This window comes from Flavobacterium sp. (assembly GCF_052437795.1).
Classification (GTDB): Bacteria; Bacteroidota; Bacteroidia; order Flavobacteriales; family Flavobacteriaceae; genus Flavobacterium.
On record NZ_JBQVPA010000006.1, the window covers coordinates 1 to 22,698 of the forward strand.

Annotated in this window: 25 protein-coding genes and 1 tRNA gene; 10 read left to right on the forward strand and 16 right to left on the reverse strand. The window is 41.2% G+C overall.

Annotated features, from left to right (window positions below; translation table 11 throughout):
- On the forward strand, window positions 1-294 hold a 294-nt coding region (locus tag ACT6R0_RS16760; protein WP_444667426.1), incomplete at its 5' end, for a restriction endonuclease subunit S.
- Here ACT6R0_RS16760 and ACT6R0_RS16765 read toward each other — a convergent pair.
- The 10 genes from ACT6R0_RS16765 to ACT6R0_RS16810 all read right to left on the reverse strand — a co-directional run bounded on the left by ACT6R0_RS16765 (window position 287) and on the right by ACT6R0_RS16810 (window position 10,266).
- Window positions 287-838 (reverse strand): restriction endonuclease subunit S, encoded by a 552-nt coding sequence (locus ACT6R0_RS16765; RefSeq protein WP_444654974.1) that lies wholly within the window; start codon window positions 836-838, stop codon window positions 287-289. The genes ACT6R0_RS16760 and ACT6R0_RS16765 overlap by 8 nt on opposite strands.
- Before the next feature lie 177 nt (window positions 839-1,015).
- Entirely contained in the window at window positions 1,016-1,444 is a 429-nt protein-coding gene (locus ACT6R0_RS16770) for a hypothetical protein (protein WP_444654975.1), read from the reverse strand.
- 120 nt (window positions 1,445-1,564) lie between these two features.
- Entirely contained in the window at window positions 1,565-3,124 is a 1,560-nt protein-coding gene (locus ACT6R0_RS16775) for a type I restriction-modification system subunit M (protein ID WP_444654976.1), read from the reverse strand.
- 117 nt (window positions 3,125-3,241) lie between these two features.
- Window positions 3,242-4,498: a relaxase/mobilization nuclease domain-containing protein gene (locus tag ACT6R0_RS16780; RefSeq protein ID WP_444654977.1), complete on the reverse strand. Its 1,257-nt coding sequence runs from the start codon at window positions 4,496-4,498 to the stop codon at window positions 3,242-3,244.
- Window positions 4,486-4,875 carry a plasmid mobilization protein gene (locus ACT6R0_RS16785; protein ID WP_444654979.1) on the reverse strand — a complete coding sequence of 130 codons (390 nt, stop codon included), beginning with the start codon at window positions 4,873-4,875 and terminating at the stop codon, window positions 4,486-4,488. Before ACT6R0_RS16785 ends, ACT6R0_RS16780 begins: the two co-directional genes overlap by 13 nt.
- A 272-nt stretch (window positions 4,876-5,147) precedes the next feature.
- Window positions 5,148-6,218, reverse strand: coding sequence for a DUF932 domain-containing protein (locus tag ACT6R0_RS16790; protein ID WP_444654980.1), 1,071 nt, complete (start codon window positions 6,216-6,218; stop codon window positions 5,148-5,150).
- 451 nt (window positions 6,219-6,669) lie between these two features.
- A complete protein-coding gene (locus tag ACT6R0_RS16795) occupies window positions 6,670-7,362 on the reverse strand; it encodes a hypothetical protein (protein WP_444654981.1) in 693 nt (230 codons plus the stop codon).
- Window positions 7,359-8,495 (reverse strand): AAA family ATPase, encoded by a 1,137-nt coding sequence (locus tag ACT6R0_RS16800; RefSeq protein WP_444654982.1) that lies wholly within the window; start codon window positions 8,493-8,495, stop codon window positions 7,359-7,361. The genes ACT6R0_RS16795 and ACT6R0_RS16800 overlap by 4 nt, the downstream gene beginning before the upstream one ends.
- Window positions 8,492-9,865 carry a DUF262 domain-containing protein gene (locus ACT6R0_RS16805; protein WP_444654983.1) on the reverse strand — a complete coding sequence of 458 codons (1,374 nt, stop codon included), beginning with the start codon at window positions 9,863-9,865 and terminating at the stop codon, window positions 8,492-8,494. Before ACT6R0_RS16805 ends, ACT6R0_RS16800 begins: the two co-directional genes overlap by 4 nt.
- A gap of 11 nt (window positions 9,866-9,876) precedes the next feature.
- Window positions 9,877-10,266, reverse strand: a complete 390-nt coding sequence (locus ACT6R0_RS16810) for a helix-turn-helix domain-containing protein (protein WP_444654984.1) — start codon at window positions 10,264-10,266, stop codon at window positions 9,877-9,879.
- Between the two features lie 170 nt (window positions 10,267-10,436).
- Here ACT6R0_RS16810 and ACT6R0_RS16815 point away from each other — a divergent pair, with 170 nt between their 5' ends.
- The 6 genes from ACT6R0_RS16815 to ACT6R0_RS16840 all read left to right on the forward strand — a co-directional run bounded on the left by ACT6R0_RS16815 (window position 10,437) and on the right by ACT6R0_RS16840 (window position 13,511).
- Window positions 10,437-10,910, forward strand: coding sequence for a hypothetical protein (locus tag ACT6R0_RS16815; protein WP_444654985.1), 474 nt, complete (start codon window positions 10,437-10,439; stop codon window positions 10,908-10,910).
- Between the two features lie 24 nt (window positions 10,911-10,934).
- A complete protein-coding gene (locus tag ACT6R0_RS16820) occupies window positions 10,935-11,324 on the forward strand; it encodes a hypothetical protein (RefSeq protein WP_444654986.1) in 390 nt (129 codons plus the stop codon).
- Between the two features lie 2 nt (window positions 11,325-11,326).
- On the forward strand, window positions 11,327-11,653 hold the full coding sequence (locus ACT6R0_RS16825; protein WP_444654987.1) for a hypothetical protein: 327 nt from the start codon (window positions 11,327-11,329) through the stop codon (window positions 11,651-11,653).
- 101 nt (window positions 11,654-11,754) lie between these two features.
- Window positions 11,755-11,913, forward strand: a complete 159-nt coding sequence (locus tag ACT6R0_RS16830) for a hypothetical protein (protein ID WP_444654988.1) — start codon at window positions 11,755-11,757, stop codon at window positions 11,911-11,913.
- Between the two features lie 33 nt (window positions 11,914-11,946).
- The gene (locus ACT6R0_RS16835) at window positions 11,947-12,306 is read left to right on the forward strand and encodes a recombinase family protein (RefSeq protein WP_444654989.1); all 360 of its coding nucleotides are present in this window, start codon (window positions 11,947-11,949) and stop codon (window positions 12,304-12,306) included.
- Window positions 12,307-12,374: 68 nt separating this feature from the next.
- Window positions 12,375-13,511: a recombinase family protein gene (locus tag ACT6R0_RS16840; protein WP_444655163.1), complete on the forward strand. Its 1,137-nt coding sequence runs from the start codon at window positions 12,375-12,377 to the stop codon at window positions 13,509-13,511.
- Here the strand turns inward: ACT6R0_RS16840 and ACT6R0_RS16845 are convergent.
- From ACT6R0_RS16845 to ACT6R0_RS16860, 4 genes are all read right to left on the reverse strand, one after another.
- Window positions 13,474-13,545 (reverse strand) — tRNA-Arg (locus ACT6R0_RS16845). The two genes, ACT6R0_RS16840 and ACT6R0_RS16845, sit on opposite strands and share 38 nt — an antisense overlap.
- Window positions 13,546-13,629: 84 nt before the next feature.
- Window positions 13,630-15,252, reverse strand: coding sequence for a PAS domain S-box protein (locus tag ACT6R0_RS16850; RefSeq protein ID WP_444654990.1), 1,623 nt, complete (start codon window positions 15,250-15,252; stop codon window positions 13,630-13,632).
- 55 nt (window positions 15,253-15,307) lie between these two features.
- Window positions 15,308-15,733 (reverse strand): response regulator, encoded by a 426-nt coding sequence (locus ACT6R0_RS16855; RefSeq protein WP_444654992.1) that lies wholly within the window; start codon window positions 15,731-15,733, stop codon window positions 15,308-15,310.
- A 93-nt stretch (window positions 15,734-15,826) separates the two neighbouring features.
- Window positions 15,827-16,198 (reverse strand): hypothetical protein, encoded by a 372-nt coding sequence (locus ACT6R0_RS16860; protein WP_444654994.1) that lies wholly within the window; start codon window positions 16,196-16,198, stop codon window positions 15,827-15,829.
- A 163-nt stretch (window positions 16,199-16,361) separates the two neighbouring features.
- On the opposite strand from ACT6R0_RS16860, the gene ileS reads away from it, so the two are divergent.
- The 3 genes from ileS to ACT6R0_RS16875 all read left to right on the forward strand — a co-directional run bounded on the left by ileS (window position 16,362) and on the right by ACT6R0_RS16875 (window position 20,936).
- Window positions 16,362-19,793: an isoleucine--tRNA ligase gene (gene ileS / locus ACT6R0_RS16865; protein WP_444654995.1), complete on the forward strand. Its 3,432-nt coding sequence runs from the start codon at window positions 16,362-16,364 to the stop codon at window positions 19,791-19,793.
- Window positions 19,794-19,801: 8 nt separating this feature from the next.
- Window positions 19,802-20,182 (forward strand): TraR/DksA family transcriptional regulator, encoded by a 381-nt coding sequence (locus ACT6R0_RS16870; protein ID WP_444654997.1) that lies wholly within the window; start codon window positions 19,802-19,804, stop codon window positions 20,180-20,182.
- Between the two features lie 151 nt (window positions 20,183-20,333).
- Window positions 20,334-20,936 (forward strand): lipoprotein signal peptidase, encoded by a 603-nt coding sequence (locus ACT6R0_RS16875; protein WP_444654998.1) that lies wholly within the window; start codon window positions 20,334-20,336, stop codon window positions 20,934-20,936.
- A gap of 89 nt (window positions 20,937-21,025) precedes the next feature.
- On the opposite strand, the gene ACT6R0_RS16880 is transcribed toward ACT6R0_RS16875, so the two are convergent.
- Together ACT6R0_RS16880 and ACT6R0_RS16885 are read right to left on the reverse strand one after the other, a co-directional pair.
- Window positions 21,026-21,595, reverse strand: coding sequence for a 5-formyltetrahydrofolate cyclo-ligase (locus tag ACT6R0_RS16880; protein ID WP_444655000.1), 570 nt, complete (start codon window positions 21,593-21,595; stop codon window positions 21,026-21,028).
- 84 nt (window positions 21,596-21,679) lie between these two features.
- Entirely contained in the window at window positions 21,680-22,642 is a 963-nt protein-coding gene (locus ACT6R0_RS16885; RefSeq protein ID WP_444655002.1) for a succinylglutamate desuccinylase/aspartoacylase family protein, read from the reverse strand.
- Window positions 22,643-22,698: the final 56 nt, after the last annotated feature.

Consider the following 22,698-nt stretch of genomic DNA (forward strand, 5'->3'; position numbering starts at 1 on the left):
GCCTATATCATTCTTAAAAGCAAGCATGAGGTTGAAAAACTTTTTTATAAATATTATTTCAAAACAGCAGATTATATAAAATTGCTCAACAAAAAGCTTGAAGGTATCAGAGACGGAAAGATGATAAGCTACTCATATTTTTCAGAAATAGAATTACCTTATCCAACCATCAACGAGCAGATTAAGATAGCCAGTATGTTGATTTATTTCGAACGAAAAATTGAAATCGAAAAACAGGTATTGCGGCTATATAATAACCAAAAACGATATCTTTTAAAGAATCTATTTATATAAAAAGATTTTGCAAAAGGTATTGCTTCTGTTGCTTAAGTTTTTCTAAAATACTTTTTTCAATGGTTATTCTCATGTTTAAACTTGATAGAAATTTAGCAATTTCAACTTGTTCATTAATCGAAGGAAGTTGAATTTCAATATTAAAAAAATCGCTAACGCCCACATTTAAAAGACCATGATTCCTAGCACCTTCTTGCGCAATTTTCTCAAGTTCATTATTTTGAATTTGTGATTCAAAATAATGTTCCATGAAATTTGGGTTAGCCTTTTCATTAAAACGAAAACAAATGTATAGTGTGGAAATAATTCCTTGACTATATCTACTCAATCTTTTAATAGCCCCCATGGGATAACCAGTCGAGTAGCTTTTGTTATAAGCAAAATCACCCTTTGTTAGTAAATAATAACCTTCGACATTTTTAGCAGAAACTGATTTATTAAAAAACTCAAGTTGACTAATTAAACCATGTTGCGCGGATATAGTTAGAACATTTTGATAATTATCTGAATTTTTACTAACAACTCTTTCTGCTATGTTTTTCAATTTACATATTTCCCAACCGGGAAAATTATATCCATCCCTATCTTTAAAACTAATTTTATGTTTAAATATAGATTCTCTAAGATTTTGGATTAGGGATTGATAATACTGTAGTATTTTGTTTTGGGTTTGGATTCTTTTATCAAGTAACGCTAAAAATGTGGCAATTCTTTTTTGTTCTTATAATGTTGGTAACCTAAGAGATAAAGAACATAGTTGGCTTGAGTAAAGATGTACCACAGAAATACCTTGTGCGAGATTAGCTATTTCAAGCTTCTTTTTACTGTTAAGATAATATGACAAGAATACCCCGTCGTTTTTTGTTTTTATTATATTTAAATCACCTCCTAATGCAACTCCCGACTTCAAAACGCATGATGCTGTGGCAATATCTATCATTGTTTCGCCTGATGCCGGAATAATAACGTCGTTTGCTTCGCTTAATATCAAAGTATCTACACCAACATTAGTTTTTGATCTAACATCATCAATAGTTTCGCCATAATATGTGTAAAGCTCACCGTATCTTATACACTCAGTAATTCCCATTTCATCAATATCATTTTTGGAAATTCCTTTTCCTTTTGAGAACGTCGCAATTTCTCCCAATCTGTAATTGTCCACTCGTCCTCAAACCCGGGAAATCTCAAATTAGGAACCTTACTCGTACTATTATTTTCTTTTGCCATCTCGACTATTCAGTTTTCGTTAGTATTTACATTAAGGGTATTAAAAAACAAGTCCAAGTTCCTTAAAGTACACCTCAATTTCTTTATCGAGTCTAACTCTTTTGGCTTCAAGCTCTTTGATCTCATGCATTACTGCCTGGATATCTATCTCTTCTTCCTCTTCAAAAGTATCAACATAACGCGGAATGTTAAGGTTGTAATCATTGTCAGCAACCTCTTTCAATGTCGCTAGATGACTATATTTTTCTATGACTGTCCTGTTTCGGTAGGTATCAACAATTTTGGAAATATGCTCTTCGCGTAGCATATTTTGGTTTTTTACCTTGTCAAATTCTTTACTGGCATCAATGAATAAAATGTCGTCAGGAGTCTCCCTACATTTCTTAAATACCAATATGCAGGTAGGAATACTGGTGCCATAAAATATATTCGCTGGCAGACCAATTACAGCATCTAAATAATTTTTTTGCTCAATTAAATACTTACGAATGTGCAGTTCCGCCGCGCCTCTAAATAATACACCATGAGGCAAAACAATAGCCATGGTACCATTTTCAGCCAAATGGTAGATCATGTGCTGAACGAATGCAAAATCTGCCTTACTTGCCGGAGCTAATTTTCCATATTGACTGAAACGGTCATCACTCAAAAAAAGAGGGTTTGCACTCCAATTCGCCGAAAAAGGAGGATTAGCCACAATGGCTTCAAAAGGCATATCGTTTAAATGCTGTGGGTGTTCAAGGGTGTCTTCCTGCTTTATGTCAAATTTCAAATAATGTACACCATGCAATATCATATTCATTCTTGCAAGGTTATAGGTAGTACGGTTCATTTCTTGACCATAGAAATTGGTAACATCTTTTACTTCCCTGGCCACACGCAATAATAAGGAACCGGAACCACACGTCGGATCATATACCGACTTCAGTCTGTTTTTACCAGTGGTCACTATCTTCGCCAAGATTTTTGAAACTTCCTGTGGCGTATAAAATTCTCCAGCTTTTTTACCCGCACCACTTGCGAACTGGCCAATCAAATATTCATATGCATCACCTAGTACATCCAGTTCAGTGTGTTCAAGCTTAAAGTCAATTTCATCCAGGTGCATAAGAACTTTTACAATAATTGCGTTTCTCGCTTCAGGCGTGCGTCCCAGATTATTGCTGTTTAGGTCCATATCCGAAAAAAGATCCTCAAAGTCTTCTTCACTTTGTGTCCCCATTGTACTCAGCTGGATATTTATGAGGATTTTTTGCAAATCTTCAAGAATGAAATTATTACTGCCGCTGCTTCCACGTTTAGCAATTTCACCGAAAAGTTCTGAGGGTTTTAAAAAATAACCTAAAGTCTGGAGCGCTTCTTCGCGAATAGCATTGATATATTCCTGGCCTTCGCTCGTATCTTCCTGAATTTCCCGAAACTGAATATTGTCTTCCTTTAAAATAGAATTCGCATAGATTTCCATTTTTTCAGCTAAATACTTATAAAAAATAAATCCCAAAATATAGTCTCTAAACTCATCAGCATTCATTTTGCCACGTAGCGTATTGGCAATATTCCAAAGTTGTTGCTCCAGTATCTTTTTCTGTTCTTCTGACATGAGATAATTATTGTAAGCTGGTTAAGATAAAAAGGAATGTATAAAATTATAATTTCTTTCTGCCAAAGGAAAGGAATTAAATCTTAAGTTAAAAATACCTGCTTCAACCTCTCATAATTAATTCCCACGGCGATGTCTTTTTCTTCTTCTTTGCTTAAGAAAATCTTTGTTTAAATAATCAAAAGTAGATTCAGTTTTACTTAACAAATCTACGATTTTTGTGATGTCATCAATGCTTAACAAGCCTCTGTCCTCTTTAATCATATTAAGTAGATCATCCCTTGAATAGGCTTTCTGAAATTCGCCTTTAAGTTTTTCTAAATTAGCACCACACTTATCCCGAAGCTCTTTCGCACTGTATTCTTTCCCAATTCCACTCCCATTAAAAACACTCTTCGTCTTATGATCAACAAACGTTGCACCATACACTAACCCTTTAGCATTTTGCCGCAGGACTGTATCAATTCCTTCTTTCTTTAATTGTTTTACGAGCTGAGGCAGAATGATAATATTGTTCCTTAGAAGAACATTGTCAATTGCGTTCTTGATCCTGGACTTGTCTGTTTGCCGCTTAATCTCATTGGCTACAAATTTCTTCTCCAGCTTCTTTAGTGTTGGCTTGTCGTGAAATCTACTTGCTTTAATGGGAACGCCTACACGAGTTCCTTTTCCATTTAAGGCATGATATAGCAATCCACTATGCTTCGCAACTCTTGAATTTTCATTTCCTTTATCGGCTTCGATATTGTACAGCTTCAGCACAGCGTTCAGTTCCGGCAGGCTGGTAAATTTGTAGTTATTCACTACAAAGTTCAGCCCATTCTCAATAGCATTTTTTGTTTCTGTCTTACCATATTGGACTCTTACGGAAACAGGTTCCGGCTTGAACTCTTTCTTCTTTTGGTGCTCGGCTTTTACAAGATTAAAAGCCTGTTCAATTTCTTTACGCGCCGGTTCTGATTTGTCCTTACCAATGTTGTGCATGACAATCCGCTTTCCATTTTCTTGTACATTGATTGTAGTTATATGAATATGCGGGTGTCCTGCGTCGTTATGTTTGTAGATTAAGTAAGGTTGGTCTCCAAAGCCAATCTTCTCCATATAACTCCCTGCTATCTCCAATAGTTTTTCTTTTGGCAGGCTTGCCTCGCTTGGGTCAAAGTTCAGGGAGATATGCACCGTGTTCCGTTTTACATTTTCATTCAGCTTGCATTGCTTTTCAAGGCGGTTCAGCTTCATTATATAGGTCAGCCTGTCGGCATCCACAGGAAAATTTCCCTGGCCAATGCATTCGGCTTTGCCTTGCTTTATCTTGTTCTCATTGTAGTTCAGCATTGCCCTGATAGAATGCCCGGTCTTGATTATTGCAACCATTTTTCAGCCAACTTTTGAAGTTGTTCTTTAACCTCGTCAATCTTAGAAAACATAGCTTTCTTTTGGCTGTCAAAAAGCAATAGCAATCCCTTAATTTCGACAGCCTGTGATGACGCGTTAGCCTTCCTAACCAGCTGGTTAAAGTTGTTGCCGATGGCATTCAGTTCCCTGTTCAGATGGCTCATTTGAGTGATGGCTTCATCGGCTGATGCATCCCTGGTAATGGTAGTGATCGGCTTGCTGAAAAGACAGTGCCTCACATAGTCGCTCACGCTGCGGCAGGTGGTGTTCTTGCAGCGGCTTTCAAGGGTTGTAAATTCCTTGTCCGTAAGACGCACATATATACGCTTTTTGCGGTTGTTGTTCTCAGTCTCCATACTATCCTCTTCATTGGTTCAACAGTTGTAAAGCATAGCAGTGTCCCCCCGCCCACGACTCCGGAGTATGGGCGGCAAGATGCCGTTGTCCGACAACGGGACATCTTGCCATTGCCGCAGACCAGGCAATCGCCCGCAGCCTTTTCTATGCTTCCCACTAATGTAAGCTGGTTCAGAGGATAAATACAATCATAAGTAAATTTTGACTATGGTAGCATAAAATATGGGCAGGTTAATTTACCTGCCCTGTTTAAAATTAGTATAATCCTGTATCAGTTTAGAAGGAATATCCCGCTGTCATTCTTGGCAAAACCATTGCACAATTCAAAGGCTTTTTGTGCCCTTGTCTGTGCCGTCCCTCCCATAACAATCGATTGCAATTTGGCTTCTTCATCTTTGTAGTTTCTCACGTTTTGATAGTAGCCAGTCACAGCATTGTAAGCCCCGAATAAAGTGCCTTTGGTGGTGTCCATCTGTTGGGTGTCATTTACCATAGCATAAGCAAATGCATCTTCCACCATGTTCTTAAATGTGGTCGATAATTCATCTTCTGCCCCCTTCTTTAAAAGGTCATAGGTTTCTTTATTCGGGCATAGCGCCAGTTGAATCAATTTCTTTACTTCATCATCTTTTACCCTTACCGTTGCCCACTCGTTAAAAATGTTTTCTAACTGGCTGCTCAGGGTGTTTGCCAGTCCCATAACTTTGTGCGCATCCTCCAGGCGTTGCTTTGCTCCAGAGGTGTGTTTAATGCGTACAACATTGGTCATATTTTTAAGTGACGCGTTAAGCGTGTTCTGGCAGACAATGCGCACGGGTGTAAAGGCTGCGGTAATACTTCCGCTCCCATCGTGCGAGGTGGTCAGGAAAATGTATTTTTCGGTTACATCATCGCTATTGCCCACACGGATATATCCGGGCAGTTTAGTCGTTATAAAAATAAGCTCGCCATTACCTAACGCCCCCGCTGTCTCGTATAAGATTCCACTCCCACCTCCTACAATAGCATCAAAGAAAGCGAACGCATCACGGTTCTGCACGATATGGTAATCCTTGCCCACTACGCCCAAAACGGTATTGCTATCGCTCCGCACATTGGCAAAGTAGTTCGGTACTGTGACAGGCTCGCCAGTAGTTAAACCTGTGGCAGCCTGTACCGTTTCAATACTATTAGTAAACAGCGGAGATTTTACCACTTCATAATCCAGTCCCGCGTGCTTGATTGCCTCTGCGCTTGTTGGGTAGTCGGTTACTACCTGACCTAAATTGTGCCATGCTTTTTCTTTTACGCTGAAGAAAGAATAATGGCCTGTACTTTCGTTGAAATTCAGATTGTGTCCCATGATTTCTAAGATTTAAAAAAAGTTATGTATTACGAATTCATCACTTTCCTTTATAAGCCGTCAGCCTCCATAAATCACATTAGTTTTCCACAAAGAAAAAACGGAAAAAAAGAAAGCAGATAAACCGTGCGGGCGCAGCGGGAAACCAAAAGGAAACGGAATAAGTCCCGCCAGGGTGGCGAGGCACGAGCCATTATGCCGTAGTCTTTTGGTTTGCCAGCGTGAGCTGCGCCCGCAATAACTTTGCTGCCTTTTTTGACGTTTTCGCAGGTGGAAAACAATCAGCAGAAAATAGTAGAATCTTTAGGATATAGAAAGGACAAAAAGTGCATGCCTGAAGGTGCATGCTCTTGAAGAAGTACGAAAACAAATCCTGACGGTGTGCCGGAAGGTTTTGTATAGGTAAAAACACATGCTTGATTAGCCGAAATTTCAGTAAAATAGTTGCTAGCTAGTTATCATAACGTTGTTTCAACATTTCAGCTATCAATGTTGTCTGTTGCTCATTTGAGCCTGTAGTTTGTACTTGCAATGCATATTGTCGATCAGTTTTATGCAAGACAATTTCAATAATACCATTGCTGTGAATTTTTCGAATAAAGTTTTTGCCTCCCCAATCGGTTGACCTCATTTCCACTACATAAGGACTATTCTTAATCCTGTCGCAAAAATCCTGCAACTCTTTCTTTCCATGGTGATCAGCTAAGTGAATTTTTTTTTCTGCCGCTATTCCTTTATATTCTTCAACTAAATCTTCAGGTGTGCTATGAAATTTATAGCACCAATTCATATATGATTCTTCCCCGATAATCTGTTTATTTTCAATAATATTTAAGCGAGAAAAGTCAATTCCTAAAAAGCCATTTCTATCAGACTTACAAAACTCTAACGCATCATTTTCAGTTAGAATATTTTTGCAACAAGGGGTAAGCTGTTCTAAAAATTTATAAATTTCTTGAATTTCATGATTATGCTTTGCAGTATATAAATATTCAACTAGGATTGGTAGCGAATACAAACTTTCGTGCTTAAAAAAAGTGTGGCCCTTTAACTTATCAATTCCAATTAAGTTAGAGATGCCATCTTTGAAAAGTTCAAAATCGCCTATGTCGATCGCTGGATTTTGTAGAAAGAAATTGCTCATGTCTTACGTAACCTAAAAAGTTTAGCATAGTCAATTTGGCTCTGATCAAAGAAACCATTTGGCCACTCACTTAACTCACCTTTAGCTGTAATACCTATAACATTTACAACCGGTTGGTCGGTTTGAGGATCCTGATCAAAAAAATTAATTCCTACTTGAGTACTATCAATTTTTTTTTCTGCGACCGCAATTTGAATACCGTTTATAACATGATCACTATGTGTTTCCAAAATTACATTAACGCCTGAATTTGCAACCATGGCAAGAAATAATGCCACTTTAGATTGCGCTGAAGGATGCAAGTGCGCCTCTGGATTTTCTACTATAAAGTAAGCATTTTTGTTTGCAATTAAACCAGTAGCTATAATAGGTAAGACGTAGCTAATCCCAAAACCAATATTAGTAGCCACCGTTGGATCCCCTTTTGTATAAATATTCTCAATTTGAATTTGTGCGGTAAAAGTTTCAGGATTGTTTCTGACACTTACTCTGACACCAGGCATAATAAAGTTAAGCCATTCATTGACTTGGAACTCTATACCCGGATTAGTTGTGCCAGGAAATAAACGATCATCTTCAATTGGTAGATAGCCACTTCTTTCTGATATTAATTGTGCGACATATTCACCTTGCCAACCTGCGTTTGGATATGTAAAGAATTGGACTCTTTGAGTTAATCTAGGTCCTATTCTTTCAGCATTAAGGTAATAAAAGTCAGCTTTAAAAATTGAGTGCTTTGAAGCATTATAACCACTACACTTAGAAGCAGTTAAATATAGCCTAGGCTGATAACTGTCAGCCAAATACGTCATCACAAAATCGTCTTCTGTATCGGTTATCCCAATCAAAATTTCTTCTTTGTTCGCATTTCTATTTATAACGTATCCACTGTTACCTAATGACAACAGGAATTTATCATTCAAGGCAATATCCTGATTTATGTCAGGTTTTTCTGATACATAATACCCTTCAAACAACTTAAACAATGATTCTATAGAATGTCGTAAATATAGTAATGCGTGAATTGCTGTGCTTTTGCCATTACCATTTCCGCCAGCCATTATTGTAAGAGGACGTAACTCAATGTCGATGTCCTTGAAGCACTTAAAATTATTTATTTTAAGCTTTGTCATAGTATAAGCGGATGTTCGTTTATTAATTCGTTGGCAGCTTTAAACGCAGCTTGAATATTAGCTTTCGAGTTCGTGCTATAAGTAAGATAGCTTAATAATTCATGATCATTTGTAATCTTACTTGCTAAAGGATATGCAAAATCCCCATGATTAAATTGCTGAGCAATTAAATTATGATCAAGATCGCTCAACAAAACAGACCAACTAACAAATAAAGCCTTGTTTATTAGCTGTTTTCTTGCATTTGGTTGAAGATGCTCAATCAAACATTTTCTAAAACTATACGTGCCAAAAAGATATTCGGCATTCTTCATAGCATTATCAAATGAATCTATAACTGCAGAATAATTAAACGTTTTTTCTTTATTTAGAAGTTCAGTTAATGAATTTAGCTCGGAGTCAATATTTCCACTGTAATTATTTAAGGTATTATCACTTTTATACTTTCTACTGAAGAGTATAAATCTCAATGCTAACTCTTGTGCCTCCATTCTAACATCCTTCACACTCCATCCTGTTGCACGTTTATAACTTTCTAAATTTGACATTGTTTTTAAGGCTGACCTTAAATCAATGCTCGCAAGACAATTTCTAATTTCTTGCGCATTTAATGGCTGTCCTCCGGTATTGATTCGCCGGAATATGTCATATTTTAATTTAAAAGGAGATGACGGATCAATTACATTGACTGTAATTTGCGTCATATTGAACCATCTCACGTACTTGGCTTCCAAAGCTTTATCTGGATTCTCGTGTTTAAAAAAACGCCCTCTACACTTATCCTCAAGATATTCCAAATTACTAAGAGCAAATTGGTTATCCATATATTCGCGAATAGTACTTAGGCGTTGAAGTCCATCAACAACAGAAATTTTACCTTCGTCATCTTGCGCAAAGTAAAACATTGGAAGTGGAATTCTCAGAAGAATCGATTCTATAAGCCTGGACTTTCGTAAGTTGTTCCAAACAAGATTTCGTTGAAAATCAGGAGATAAATCAATATCTCCACCTCTAATCATATCATAAATCTGACGCAATGAAAATGGTTTAGTATCTACCCTAATCTTCTCTGGATCATAAGGTGTTTCTTCATTTTCCTCTATTTCATTATCCTCTGTTCCAAGTGATGCTAAGTCAGGATTAATAAGAAGTAGTAATTCATCTAATTTCTCCTGCAATATAACTTCCTCTTCATCGACTTCTTCATCTTTATTAAGAACTATAAATTGATTATTATGAACTCCTAATTTTAAATACACTTTACCTCCCGCGAGTGGGACAAGTCCATATACAGTATTATCTTCACTTTCGAGGGTTATAGGCTTAAGCCTTATTTCTTCGCCGGATACTAGTCTTAAACTTATTTCCATTAATATTGGAATTATTTACTAATTAACTTTTCCAAGTAAGCTACCTTATCCTTTTCAGCCTGTAATAATCTCTCATAAAGTTCTACAACCTTATCAAGGGGATTGAAAGTTGGCTGAACATTGATAGCATTAATTGTTGAACTATCATTACTGGTGAAAGTATTAGAGATAATATTGAGAACAGTTTCCTCATTAAAATTCTTGATACCTTCAACTGAGACACCTAGCGCCTCCGCTATCTTGTTTAAAGTATCTTCCTCAACGATCTCACTCTTTTCAATGTTTGAAACAGCTTGTTGACTTATACCTAAAGCTACCGCCAAAGCCTCCTGTTTCATACCGCGCAGTTCACGGATGCGGCTAATCTTTCTTCCTATGTGATTTTTTGTTGCTGTGCTCATAACTCAAAGATATTGAAAATTCTGTAAGGTTTTATTTAGTTGGTAAAATACAAGTAGTTAGTGGTAAACTACAACCTGCTGTGGTTCGGTACTTTACTATAACTTCATTACTTGCTGTGTAATAGCAAAAATAAGCTTTTTCACCAATGTTTAATTAAAAAGTTATAGTTATGTCAGAGCAAGTTATAAAAAATGAAGAAGATTTTAATGAAGACAAAGGGCTTCAGTTTATCAAAAAGTTCCTTTTGGACAACACAGATTTATCAGGGCTGTATTGCTTTGGGATCCATCACAAAAACAAGATGTACAGCAATGCATTGAATGGCGAAGTAACGGCAAAGCAACACACTCATTACTATTTGTTGGTTTACAGCATGGACAACAAATTAAATGCAGTTGCCGATCTCAGCGATATCATCAGGAAAAAAAGCAAGGGGCAGTACACTGTTACGCTATTTATACATTTGGCTACAACCGTTAGACAATTCACTTCAGAGAAAAGCTATTTCTTTTACCATGCCATGAATAAAGGGATAAATCTGTATGAGCATGAGCTAGTACCGCCATGCATCAGTTTCAAAGAAGAACCACAGCGCAATATTGCTTACATAAAAGCCTATTGGCGCAACCGTAACCGTGTATAGGAAGTATTCCTAGAATCGCAGAGGATGGTAGAAGGCATGGACACCGAGCCTATTCAGGAAGCCATGATGCAGGTTGCTATGGAAAACATTGCCTTGGCTCTTATAGATACGTTCCTCGGCTATCGGCCAATACACTTCCATCTTGGATATCTCTTTGATATCTGTAATTTGTTTTGCCCGTTAGTTCGAGAGATTTTCCCGAGGAATACAGAAGAGGAAATAAAACTGTTTGAGATACTGTCAAAGCACATCAGCAAGCTTAGGAGTGCTAACCTTGGAGCGATTGATTTCTTACATACAGAATTGCTCCAGAGAAGATGCAGGTTATTTCAGGAAAAGGCTATAGTTCTCATTGAAGAAGAAATTCAGAGACTTGAAAGGCTAGGTAAAAATAAACAATCTAAAAAAGAGTAATCATGGAAAATCAAGCAAAAGCAATCGACTTCATTGCAGATCCTCAACACATATTTGTGATGTTTAAACCGATTAATACAAGACGGGATAAATTCGAAGTTATGACTACATGCACAGGCTATAATGATTTGTTTATTATTATCAGTGACCTACTCAAAGTAGCTATATTGGCTTTAGAAAATGACGACGAGCAAGGCCGAAGCATTGCCAAATTGTTGGAGATAATTTACGACCTTGTTCCAATGGAAGAGGGAAATCTCCTTGATATGCTTTATAAACAGTATTTAGAACAAATTAGAGAACCTAAACCTAAGGAAGGTCAAGGGTAAATTTTGACTATGATAATTTCAAATTTGCCGCCTATATTTAGCAGTCGAATACTTAAGACCGGAAACGGTCTTTTTCATTTAACGAAAAAAGGAGGTGAGTTATGGAAAATGAAAAAGACAAAATGACTCCTGAAGCTGCGATGCAGGTACTCAGGAGAAAAGGGCTCATTGTATCAAGGGAGCAAGCAGAAAAGATTCTATGTTTCCTTTATTTGATAGCGGAAGTAGCAATCAGTAAATACTTAAAAATACCCCCATAATACTGGGAGGTAAGAACATTAAAAAATATAATTATGAAAATCGCAGATCTTTACATACGTGTCAGTACAGACGAACAAGCTGATAAAGGCTATTCACAGCGCAATCAGGAAGAAGTCCTGAAAAGGTATTGTGAAATCAACTCAATACAAGTCCGCAACACAATCTTTGAAGACCATTCAGCAAAAACATTTATAAGGCCAGAGTGGAAAAAACTAGAGTCAAGTCTAAAAAAGACTAAGGGTAAAGTAGATTTAGTGCTCTTTACAAAATGGGATAGGTTTAGCCGTAATGCAGGTGATGCTTATCAAATGATAAACAAGCTTCGCTCATATGGAGTGGAACCCCAGGCCATCGAGCAGCCTTTAGTTTATCTGTTCCTGAAAATAAAATGATGCTAGCATTTTACCTTGCTGCGCCTGAAGTGGAAAATGACCGCCGGGCATTAAATACATTTCATGGGATGCGCAGAGCAAAGAAAGAAGGACGATGCTTAGGCATTGCTCCAATTGGATATAAGAATGTTACCAATGAGAATGGTAAAAAGTCAATAATAATTAAGGAGCCGCAAGCATCAATTATTCGATTTGCATTCAAAGAGTTGGCTAAAGGTATTCTTTGCGCTGAAGAGGTGAGGAGAGAAACTAATAAGAAAGGCCTTAAGTGCAGCCGTGCCAACTTTTGGATGTTGGTACGTAATCCTGTTTATTGTGGTAAAATCTTTATACCAAAGTATAAAGACGAAGAAGCACATTTTGTTCCTGGCTTACATGAACCAATAATTACAGAATCGTTATACTACAAGGTTCAGGATATGCTTGACGTTAGGAAACGCAAAGAGCGTATCAGAACGACTTTAGAGGTAAAGGAACAATTTCCTCTAAGAGGATTCCTTGTTTGCCCCAATTGCAGCCGTATGCTGACTGGGAGTGCGTCTAAAGGCATGTATAGCCTATATTACTATTACCACTGCGTATCTCCATGCAAATTCCGCTATAGGGCTGAAAAATTAAATGTAATCTTTGAAGATGAATTAAAGAAGTATGTTCCACATGCGGGTGTTAAGGATTTGTATAAAATAATCTTGAATGACTTGTATAACAAGAAGTCGAAGCAGGTCGAAAACGGTAGTAAGCAAATAGCAGAGCAAATCGAGAAAGTCAATCAAAGATTATCAAAAGCGAGAGAGCTACTATTGTCAGATGGCCTTGATCCAAAAGAGTATAAAGAGATAAAGAGTGATTGCGAGAATAAGGTCAACAGGCTTGAAGCTGAACTTACAGAGGCAAATGGAAGACCGAACAATTCTCGAACTGTCTCAAAATTGCTGGATGCCGCATCATTAGTGCTTTCGCGATTAGATATATTGTATCAGGAGGGTGATATCAGGACAAAAAGAGAAATAATTAGTTCGATATTTCCTGAAAAGATCTGTTTTGACGGAAATGAATGTCGAACTTTTAGAGTGAACGAGGCAGCGAGGTTTATGTTTATGATTAATAGCGAGTTACAGAATAAAAAAAACCGGAAAAGAGGTGATTTATCACTCCTTTCCGGTCTTGTAGCCTCGCCAAGAATCGAACTTGGATCAAAAGTTTAGGAAACTCCCATTCTATCCGTTGAACTACGAGGCCATTATTTTCGAGGTGCAAATATATAGAAATTCTATTTATGTTTGAAAGTTAAATGTGAAAAAAAATAATAGCGATTGATCAGTATTATTCAACCGGGAGGAGTATCGTGAATTCGGTGCCTACGCCCGGTTCGCTGGCAACGTCAATATACCCGCCATGGTTTTCCACTATCTTTTTGCACAGGGCAAGGCCAATGCCCGTTCCGCTGTTATCGGTAAGCCGCTTGAACATTTTAAATACCTGCTCGCCATATTGCTGCTCAAAGCCCACGCCGTTGTCTTTTACCTTTATCTTTACAAATGGGCGCGAGGCATTGAGCCCCGGGTACGCGTTTGCCCCCACAGGGTCTGCCGTGCTGCTGCAGATTTCGATCAGCGGATGGTCCGTGGCAAATTTTATGGCATTGTTTATCAGGTTGGCGAACAATTGGTGCAGCTGTATCGGGATACCTTTTATAACAGGCAGGCCTTCATGCTTCAGCTGTACGTTTTTTTGTTCGATCAGGAGCTCGAAATCGTCTTTAATGGTGCTGATCACGGTATTCAGGTCTACTGTTTCATACATCTCATCGGCACGCGAAAGCTGCGAGTACTTTAATACGTCCTTAATAAGGTTCGACATCCTCTGCGCAGCCGAATTGATCTTTTCGATGTTCTTTTTTACCATAGCTTCGTTGCCAATGTTGCTTTCCAGCATTTCGGCAAATATCTGTATCTTACGTAGCGGCTCCTGCAGATCGTGCGAGGCTATGTAGGCATATTCCTCTAACTGTTTGTTGCGGAATTCGATCTCCATAGCGTAGTTCTTCATCCGGTCGTCAGTAAGCTTCTTTTCGGTAAGGTCGCGCGTAACTTTCGAGAAGCCAATGATGTTGTCATCATCGTCATGCAGTGCCGTAATAACGATGGATCCCCAAAAGGTACTGCCGTCCTTGCGTACCCTCCAGCCTTCGTGGGTGGCCCTGCCGGTATCGTGTGCTTCATTGATCAGCTTTTCGGGGAGCAGGCTTTCGCGATCGTGGTCCTGATAAAAGATCCTGAAATTCCTGCCCACGATCTCCTCATCAGTATAGCCTTTTATCTTTTCGGCGCCCAGGTTCCAGTTCAGGATGAAGCCATCGCGGTCCAACAGGATTATGGCATAATCCTGTACTTCCTCGATCATTTTGTGATAGCGCTCTTCACTTTCCTTCAGGCTGATGGTGCGCTCCGCCACCCTCTTTTCAAGCAGTTCGGATAGCGAGCGGTAACGGTCCTCGTTTTTGTGCAGCAGTTCCTCTTCTATTTTCTTGTCGGTAATGTCGATAGCCATGTTCAGCACGCCCGAAACTTTATTGTTACCATCTATAAGGGGATGCACATTCAGCAAAATATGCCGTTTTGCACCGTTTTTCAGTTCCAGCAGCAGCTCTCTTTCCTTTACGGGCTGCTCCAGTCGTACTGCTTCGGTAACAGGACACTCTTCATACGGCAAAGGCGTGCCGTCGGGCTTAAATACTTTTATGAACCGGTACCACAGGCTCACACCGGGTTCGGGGGTGTCACCCCATAATTCTTCGGCAGCGGTATTAAAAAAAGTAATGCGGCCTTCGTTGTCGCAGGTGTATATGGGTGCCGGTACAGCCTCGAGTAGGGTAATATAGCCTGCCGGGTTGGCCTTGCTGAGCATAGCCGCGGCAAATAACGGATCTGGGGTATTGTTTTGCATGAAATTACAGTAAGATGGCTAAAAAGATACTAAATTTTGCAAATGGTCCTCAATATCAGCTGACGGCAACCGGATCAATAAAATAGGGTTGGACAGTGTTTTGCAGTATCGCCGACAGTGCCTGTGTAAGCGCCGAAATGCTCGCTGGCTTCACCAGGAAATGCGAGGCGCCAAGGGCAAGGGCATCTTCGGCATCTTTGCTGTAGGACGAGGTAGTGTATATAATGGCAGGCACATTGGCCATCCGGGGTATCTGCTTAAGGGCGGCCAGGCATTCCTTACCCGTCATGTAGGGCATATTGAGATCGATAAAAATAAAATCGGGTAAAAAATCCGGATCTTCATCGATGATCTTCAGGGCCTCAACGCCATTTTTAGACGAGATGAAACTGCAGGGATCATCTGTCGCCTCCATTGCCAGTTCAAAGATCTCTCGGTCGTCTTCGTCGTCATCGATAAGGAAACAGGTGCGCTGGGCCATAGGTAAAATTTAAAGAGGGATAAATATACGATAATCCCTAAGCTGGGCTGACCGAGCGCTGTTAAACAGTTGTTAAAAATTTATTATAACTTTTTAAAGTGCCGGCTCTTCCTGATGATGCTTCGATCGTTGTACGAGCAGATCGCTAAAATGGGTAGTGAGTTTTGGGAATTCTAAAATGAATGCTTCAAACGAATCGCTTCTGCTTTCTTCCGTATAATGATGTATGGTCTTCAGCGAAGCAATGGTAAGTGCAAGGTCGAATTTATCGGGAACATCCAGCGCTTTGGTGTATTCCTGCAACTGGCTGACAATGTTATACGATGCTTTGTCCAATCCGTACTTGCGTATGTGTATCCAGGCCAGGCGGATGTGGGCTTCGTGTGTGAACAGGGCAGGTTCGAACGACCGGTTTTGGAACAGGCGCTCAAATTTGGCATCAGTAAAGGAAAAATGGGGTTCCATAGTAACAGTCTTTTATTTATAGATGCAGGATAGTGAAGAAAGGTTGCATCATGAAAAGTTAAACATTCACGAAAACGTTATCATTCCCACATATTTTACCATTTTCTGCATTGCATAAAAAAAATCGTTACTTTCGCAAATTGATTTTTAGAAGGTACTACCAATGAGTAAGAAGTTTACTGAATATAAAGGACTTGACCTTGCCGGACTGGCAGGCGAAGTGCTTGATTTCTGGAAGAAGGAGCAGATATTTGAGAAAAGCGTAACGACCCGCGAAGGGAAGCCGCAATATGTGTTTTATGAAGGCCCGCCGAGCGCGAACGGCCTTCCGGGGATACACCACGTGATGGCGCGTGCCATTAAGGACATCTTTTGCCGTTACCAAACACAGAAGGGTCATCAGGTAAAGCGTAAGGCGGGATGGGATACCCACGGCCTTCCGGTAGAGCTTGGTACCGAAAAAGAGCTTGGCATTACCAAGGAAGACATCGGCAAGACGATCTCCATAGAAGAATATAATGAGGCGTGTAAGCGCACGGTGATGCGCTATACCGATGTGTGGAACGACCTTACTGAAAAAATGGGCTACTGGGTAGACATGGAAGACCCATATGTGACCTACAAGCCAAAATACATGGAGACCGTTTGGTGGCTCCTGAAGCAAATATATGACAAAGGACTCCTTTATAAAGGCTACACCATACAGCCGTATTCGCCAAAGGCGGGTACAGGGCTTTCTTCGCATGAGGTGAACCAGCCGGGCGCGTACAGGGATGTTACGGATACCACGATCGTGGCGCAGTTCAAGACTCTTTCCGATTCATTGCCTGATTTCCTTAAGGGATTTGGCAATGTGGACATCATGGCCTGGACAACCACGCCCTGGACGCTTCCAAGTAACACTGCGCTAACCGTTGGCCCGAACATCGACTATGTTTTGGTAAAAACGTTTAACCAGTATACTTTCCAACCGATAAATGTTGTGTTGGCAAAGAACCTTGTTGGCAAGCAGTTCGGTAAAGGTTATTTTGAAAGTACAGATGATGCCGATTTTACTAATTATAAAGACGGTGATAAAAGTGCTCCATATAAGGTTCTTGCTGAAGCAAAGGGCAAAGACCTGGTAGGCATTCGTTATGAGCAATTACTGCCATTCGTATTGCCGTACCAAAATCCGGAAAATGCTTTCCGTGTAATAGCAGGCGACTTCGTAACGACAGAAGACGGTACCGGTATCGTGCACACCGCGCCTACTTTTGGTGCCGATGATGCCAAAGTGGCGAAAGAAGCCAAACCCGAAGTACCGCCAATGCTCGTATTGGATGAAAATGGCAATCCTGTACCGCTTGTTGACATGCAGGGGAGGTTTACGTCACATTCAGGAAGCCTTGATAATCCTAATGGCAAACCGCTGGAACTGGCAGGCAAATATGTAAAGAACGAATACTATGATGCCTGCACCGCACCGGAAAGGTCGGCCGACGTAGAGATATCAATATACTTAAAGGAAAACAACAAAGCCTTTAAGGTGGAGAAATACTTACACAGCTACCCGCACTCCTGGAGGACGGATGAGCCGCTGCTGTACTACCCGCTTGACAGCTGGTTCATAAAAATGACCGATGTTAAGGAGCGTATGTTCGACCTGAACGATACCATCAACTGGAAGCCCAAGGCCACCGGCGAAGGACGCTTTGGCAACTGGCTGAAAAGCGCCAACGACTGGAACCTGTCGCGCTCCCGCTACTGGGGCATCCCGCTCCCGATATGGAGGACAGAGGATAAAACCGAGGAAATGCTTATCGGTTCAGTAGAGGAATTATTTAACGGCATTGAAAAAGCTATTGAAGCAGGCCTTATGGCAGAGAATCCGTTCAAAGGTTTTGAGCCGGGCAACATGAGCGAAGCCAATTATGACCTGGTTGACCTTCATAAGAATGTGGTGGATAAGATCGTGCTGGTTTCGCCATCGGGCAAGCCGATGCACCGTGAGAGTGACCTGATCGACGTTTGGTTCGACAGTGGCGCCATGCCATATGCGCAATGGCATTACCCGTTCGAGAATAAAGAACTTATCGATAACCACGAGGCGTTCCCTGCTGACTTCATTGCCGAAGGGGTAGACCAGACCCGTGGATGGTTTTATACATTGCACGCCATCGCAACACTTGTGTTCGATGAGGTGTCGTACAAGAATGTAGTATCTAACGGCCTTGTGCTCGACAAGAACGGGCAGAAGATGAGCAAGCGCCTTGGCAACGCGGTAGACCCGTTCACCACCCTTGCCGAATATGGCCCGGATGCTACCCGTTGGTACATGATAAGCAATGCCAACCCATGGGACAACCTGAAATTTGACATTGAAGGTGTGGCCGAAGTGCGCCGCAAGTTCTTTGGTACATTATATAATACGTACTCGTTCTTTGCGTTATATGCTAATATCGATGGTTTTTCTTACGCGGAACCTGAGGTGCCGCTTAACGAAAGGCCGGAGATCGATCGCTGGATACTGAGTGAGCTGAATACCCTGATCAAGGATGTTGACAGCTTCTATGCCGACTATGAGCCTACGAAAGCTGCCAGGGCAATATCCGACTTTGTGCAGGAAAACCTGAGCAACTGGTACGTTCGTTTGTGCAGGAGGCGTTTCTGGAAAGGCGAGTACGCCCAGGACAAGATCGCGGCTTACCAGACGCTGTACACCTGCCTGGTAGCCGTAGCAAAACTAAGCGCGCCAATAGCGCCGTTCTTCATGGACAGGCTTTATAAAGATTTAACACAGGCTTCACAACAAGAAAAGTGCGAAAGCGTACATTTGGCCGATTTCCCTGCATATGCTGATAACTTTGTTGATAAATCGCTGGAAAGCAGGATGCAGAAGGCACAGATCATTTCGTCACTTGTACTTTCACTAAGGAAGAAGGAGATGATCAAGGTACGCCAACCGCTGCAAAAGGTAATGATTCCGGTACTTGACGCAAAACAGAAGGCTGAAATTGAAGCCGTTGCCGAGCTGATAAAAGCGGAAGTTAACGTAAAGGAGGTAACGCTTCTGGACGATGCATCGGGCGTTTTGGTGAAGCAGGTAAAGCCAAATTTCAAGGCTTTGGGCCCAAGGTTTGGAAAAGACATGGGATTGATAGCCAAAGAGATACAGGCTTTCTCTCAGGAGCAGATCAACGCCATAGACAAGGACGGCAGCCTTGATATTGCAGTGTCGGGGAAAAGTATTACTTTAACCTCTGCAGATGTAGAGATTTCATCGCAGGACATACCGGGCTGGCTGGTGGCCAATGCAAATGGCATAACTGTTGCACTGGACATCACATTAACTGAAGAACTGAAGCAGGAAGGCATAGCCCGCGAACTGGTGAACAGGATACAGAACATCAGGAAAGACAGCGGTTTTGAAGTGACTGACAGAATAAAAATATACCTTCAGGATAGTGTTGCACTGGAGGAGGCCGTTAAGGCGAACGAAGAATACATAAAAAGCGAAACCCTTACGGATGAGCTGGTATTCCTGCCGGAAGTTGAGAACGGAACCCAGATTGAATTTGACGAAATAACAACCTTATTATTAATTTCAAAATAGATAGAGAAATGGTAGATGAGCAAATACGATACTCTGACTCAGATTTGGCAGAGTTTAAGGAATTAATTACAAAGAAAATTGACAAAGCTAAGGCCGATCTTGACCTAATTCGCAGCGCCTATATGAACGACCTTAATAACGGTACCGACGACACGTCGCCAACGTTTAAGGCATTCGAAGAAGGCAGCGAGACCATGTCAAAGGAAGCGAACTCGCAGCTGGCCATACGTCAGGAGAAGTTCATCCGTGACCTGAAGAACGCGCTTATCCGTATCGAGAACAAGACATACGGAGTATGCAAAGTGACCGGCAAGCTTATAAACAAAGAGCGCCTGAAACTGGTTCCGCATGCCACCATGAGCATCGAAGCCAAGAACATGCAACGATAAAAATAAAACGCCTTAAGGGGCGTTTTTTTGTCAGATGTCCGAAGTCCGAAGCTATCACGGTGTCCATTAGTAGCCTCGGAGTTCGGACTTCGGACAAAAAAGCTATACTATTACAATATTTTCCATTATTTTTGCGGCTAAAATTCTGTAAATGTCTTTAAAGAAAGCTTACCTTATTGTTATCCTTGTATTGATTATCGACCAGGTATCTAAAATATACATCAAGACCAACTTCATGATCAGTGAGAGTGTTGATGTATTCAGCTGGTTCAAGATACAGTTCATCGAGAATGAAGGCATGGCATGGGGAGCAAAGATACCTTCATGGCTTGGTGGCAAGCTTACGCTGACATTATTCAGGATACTTGCTGTGGCAGGGATAGGATGGTGGCTTTGGGACGCTGTGAAAAAGCACCAGTCGAAATACCTGATCGTTTCTATCGCGCTTATTCTTGCGGGGGCCTTTGGTAATATTATTGACTCCGTTTTTTACGGGGTGATATTCGACCACAGCCACGGACAGGTAGCAACACTATTTGCTGATAAACCTTATGGGACACTTTTTCATGGTAAAGTGGTAGACATGCTGTATTTCCCCATAATAACCGATGCGCAATGGCCATCGTGGATCCCCATCATTGGCGGTCAGCATTTTTCTTTCTTCAATGCTATCTTCAATATTGCCGATGCCGCCATATCTGTTGGTGTAGGTATACTTATTGTTTTCAATAAGAAGGCATTCGCGAAGCAATAGTGATTTGTTGATGCGTTGATTTGTTTATTCGGTGAAACTCCAAGTAACCAAATCCACGAATAACCGAATTACATCTACATATAACCAAATTACCCCATAAACGAATAAACCCTTGAAGGCGTCACGCAAAGATCCAAAGGTACATCAGTATCGTTATGTTCAATAGCTTCATCCTCGGCTTCAAAAAAAGACAGTCCTATCTTTATCACGTCCGGCTTGCATTCGGCAAGGAAACGGTCGTAAAAGCCTTTACCGTAACCCACGCGGTGGCCTCTTTGGTCAAAAGCAAGTAGGGGAACGAATACCACATCTATTTTATTAGACGGCACCTCAATTCCATCTACAGGTTCGGGGATTCCGTACTGGCTTACCATGAGTTTTGTGTTGTCCGTGAGCAGGTAATGTACCATAGTAAAACGCTCAAAATCCGACCGCGATACAATGACCTCTTTATCTTTTCCGGCAAGTATGTTCAGGATGTACTCGGTGTGCACTTCCTTTTGGTTCTCCATCGTCAGGAACAGGTGAAAATACGTCTTGCCCCAAATATCCAGCTGCAGCAGCCGGTTGGCTATGGCGAGGCTTTTTTCTTCGGCCTCTAACGGGGACATGGCCTGCCGGAGGTTTTTGTATTTGAGGCGGAGGTCTTTTTTATTCATGGGGTTATTTGTTGATATGTGGATTTGGTTATTCGATCGCGCAGTACCAAATAACCGCATCCACAATAACCAGATCAGCCGAAATTATACCATCCTCTGCGAGATATGAAATATCGCATCGCCCTGGTAGACTATAGGTGAGTCGTTCGAATTGATGATATACCCTGTATTAGGCGCTTTTACTTTCTTCTCGAATTTCCCGAAAGGGTCGGTGATGCAGGCAATGACCTCGCCTTTTTTCACGAACTCACCAGCCTTGGTCTTATTCTGGAAAAGGCCCGAATTTCGTGCACGTATCCAGGTCGAATTATCAATGTAAATGGTTGGGCGGTCGGCAGGCTGGGCTTTCTTGGCAGGGTCGAGCATCCCGAAATGGGCAAGGAACCTCTTGGCGCCGCGTACTCCGTGCTGGGTGACGTCATCGTTGATGTCAAGTGATTTCCCGCCTTCGAACAGCAGCATCTTAACTCCCAGCTTATCGCAGGAATTTCGGAAGGAGCCGTTGATATTCTTTGAGTATAATGTGAACGGCGCGTTGAATACATCGGACATCTCTTTTAATTCGGCATTATTAGGTACGATGCGTACCTGCGGTGCGTTGAAGCGGCTGGCCCCACCGGCATGAAAATCGATGCAGTAATCCACGTTGGGAATGATCTCCTTTAAAAGATAATAGGCGAAGCGGCTGGCGAGCGATCCGTTCTTACTGCCGGGGAACACGCGGTTGAGGTCGCGCCCGTCAGGAAATTCACGGCTCTTATTAACGAACCCGAAGACATTAATAACAGGAATGCAGATGATGGTGCCGATCTGTGGCTTGTTGATGTTACGGACGATAAGCTGCCGTACGATCTCCATGCCATTGATTTCGTCGCCATGCAGCCCTGCGGAGAAAAGCACTACAGGGCCATCAACATTGGAGCGCTCTACGATTATAGGGATCTTGAGCTTGGTCATGGTATACAGGCGGGCAATTTCCATGTTAATGGTCTTGCTGTCGCCTGGCTTTATCTCTTCGTCCAGTATTACAAGTTTAAGGTAGTCCATAGGCTGTTGCGAAAGGCTAAAAGTAGTGAAAGTTATTGAGATGAAAAACTGCTAAC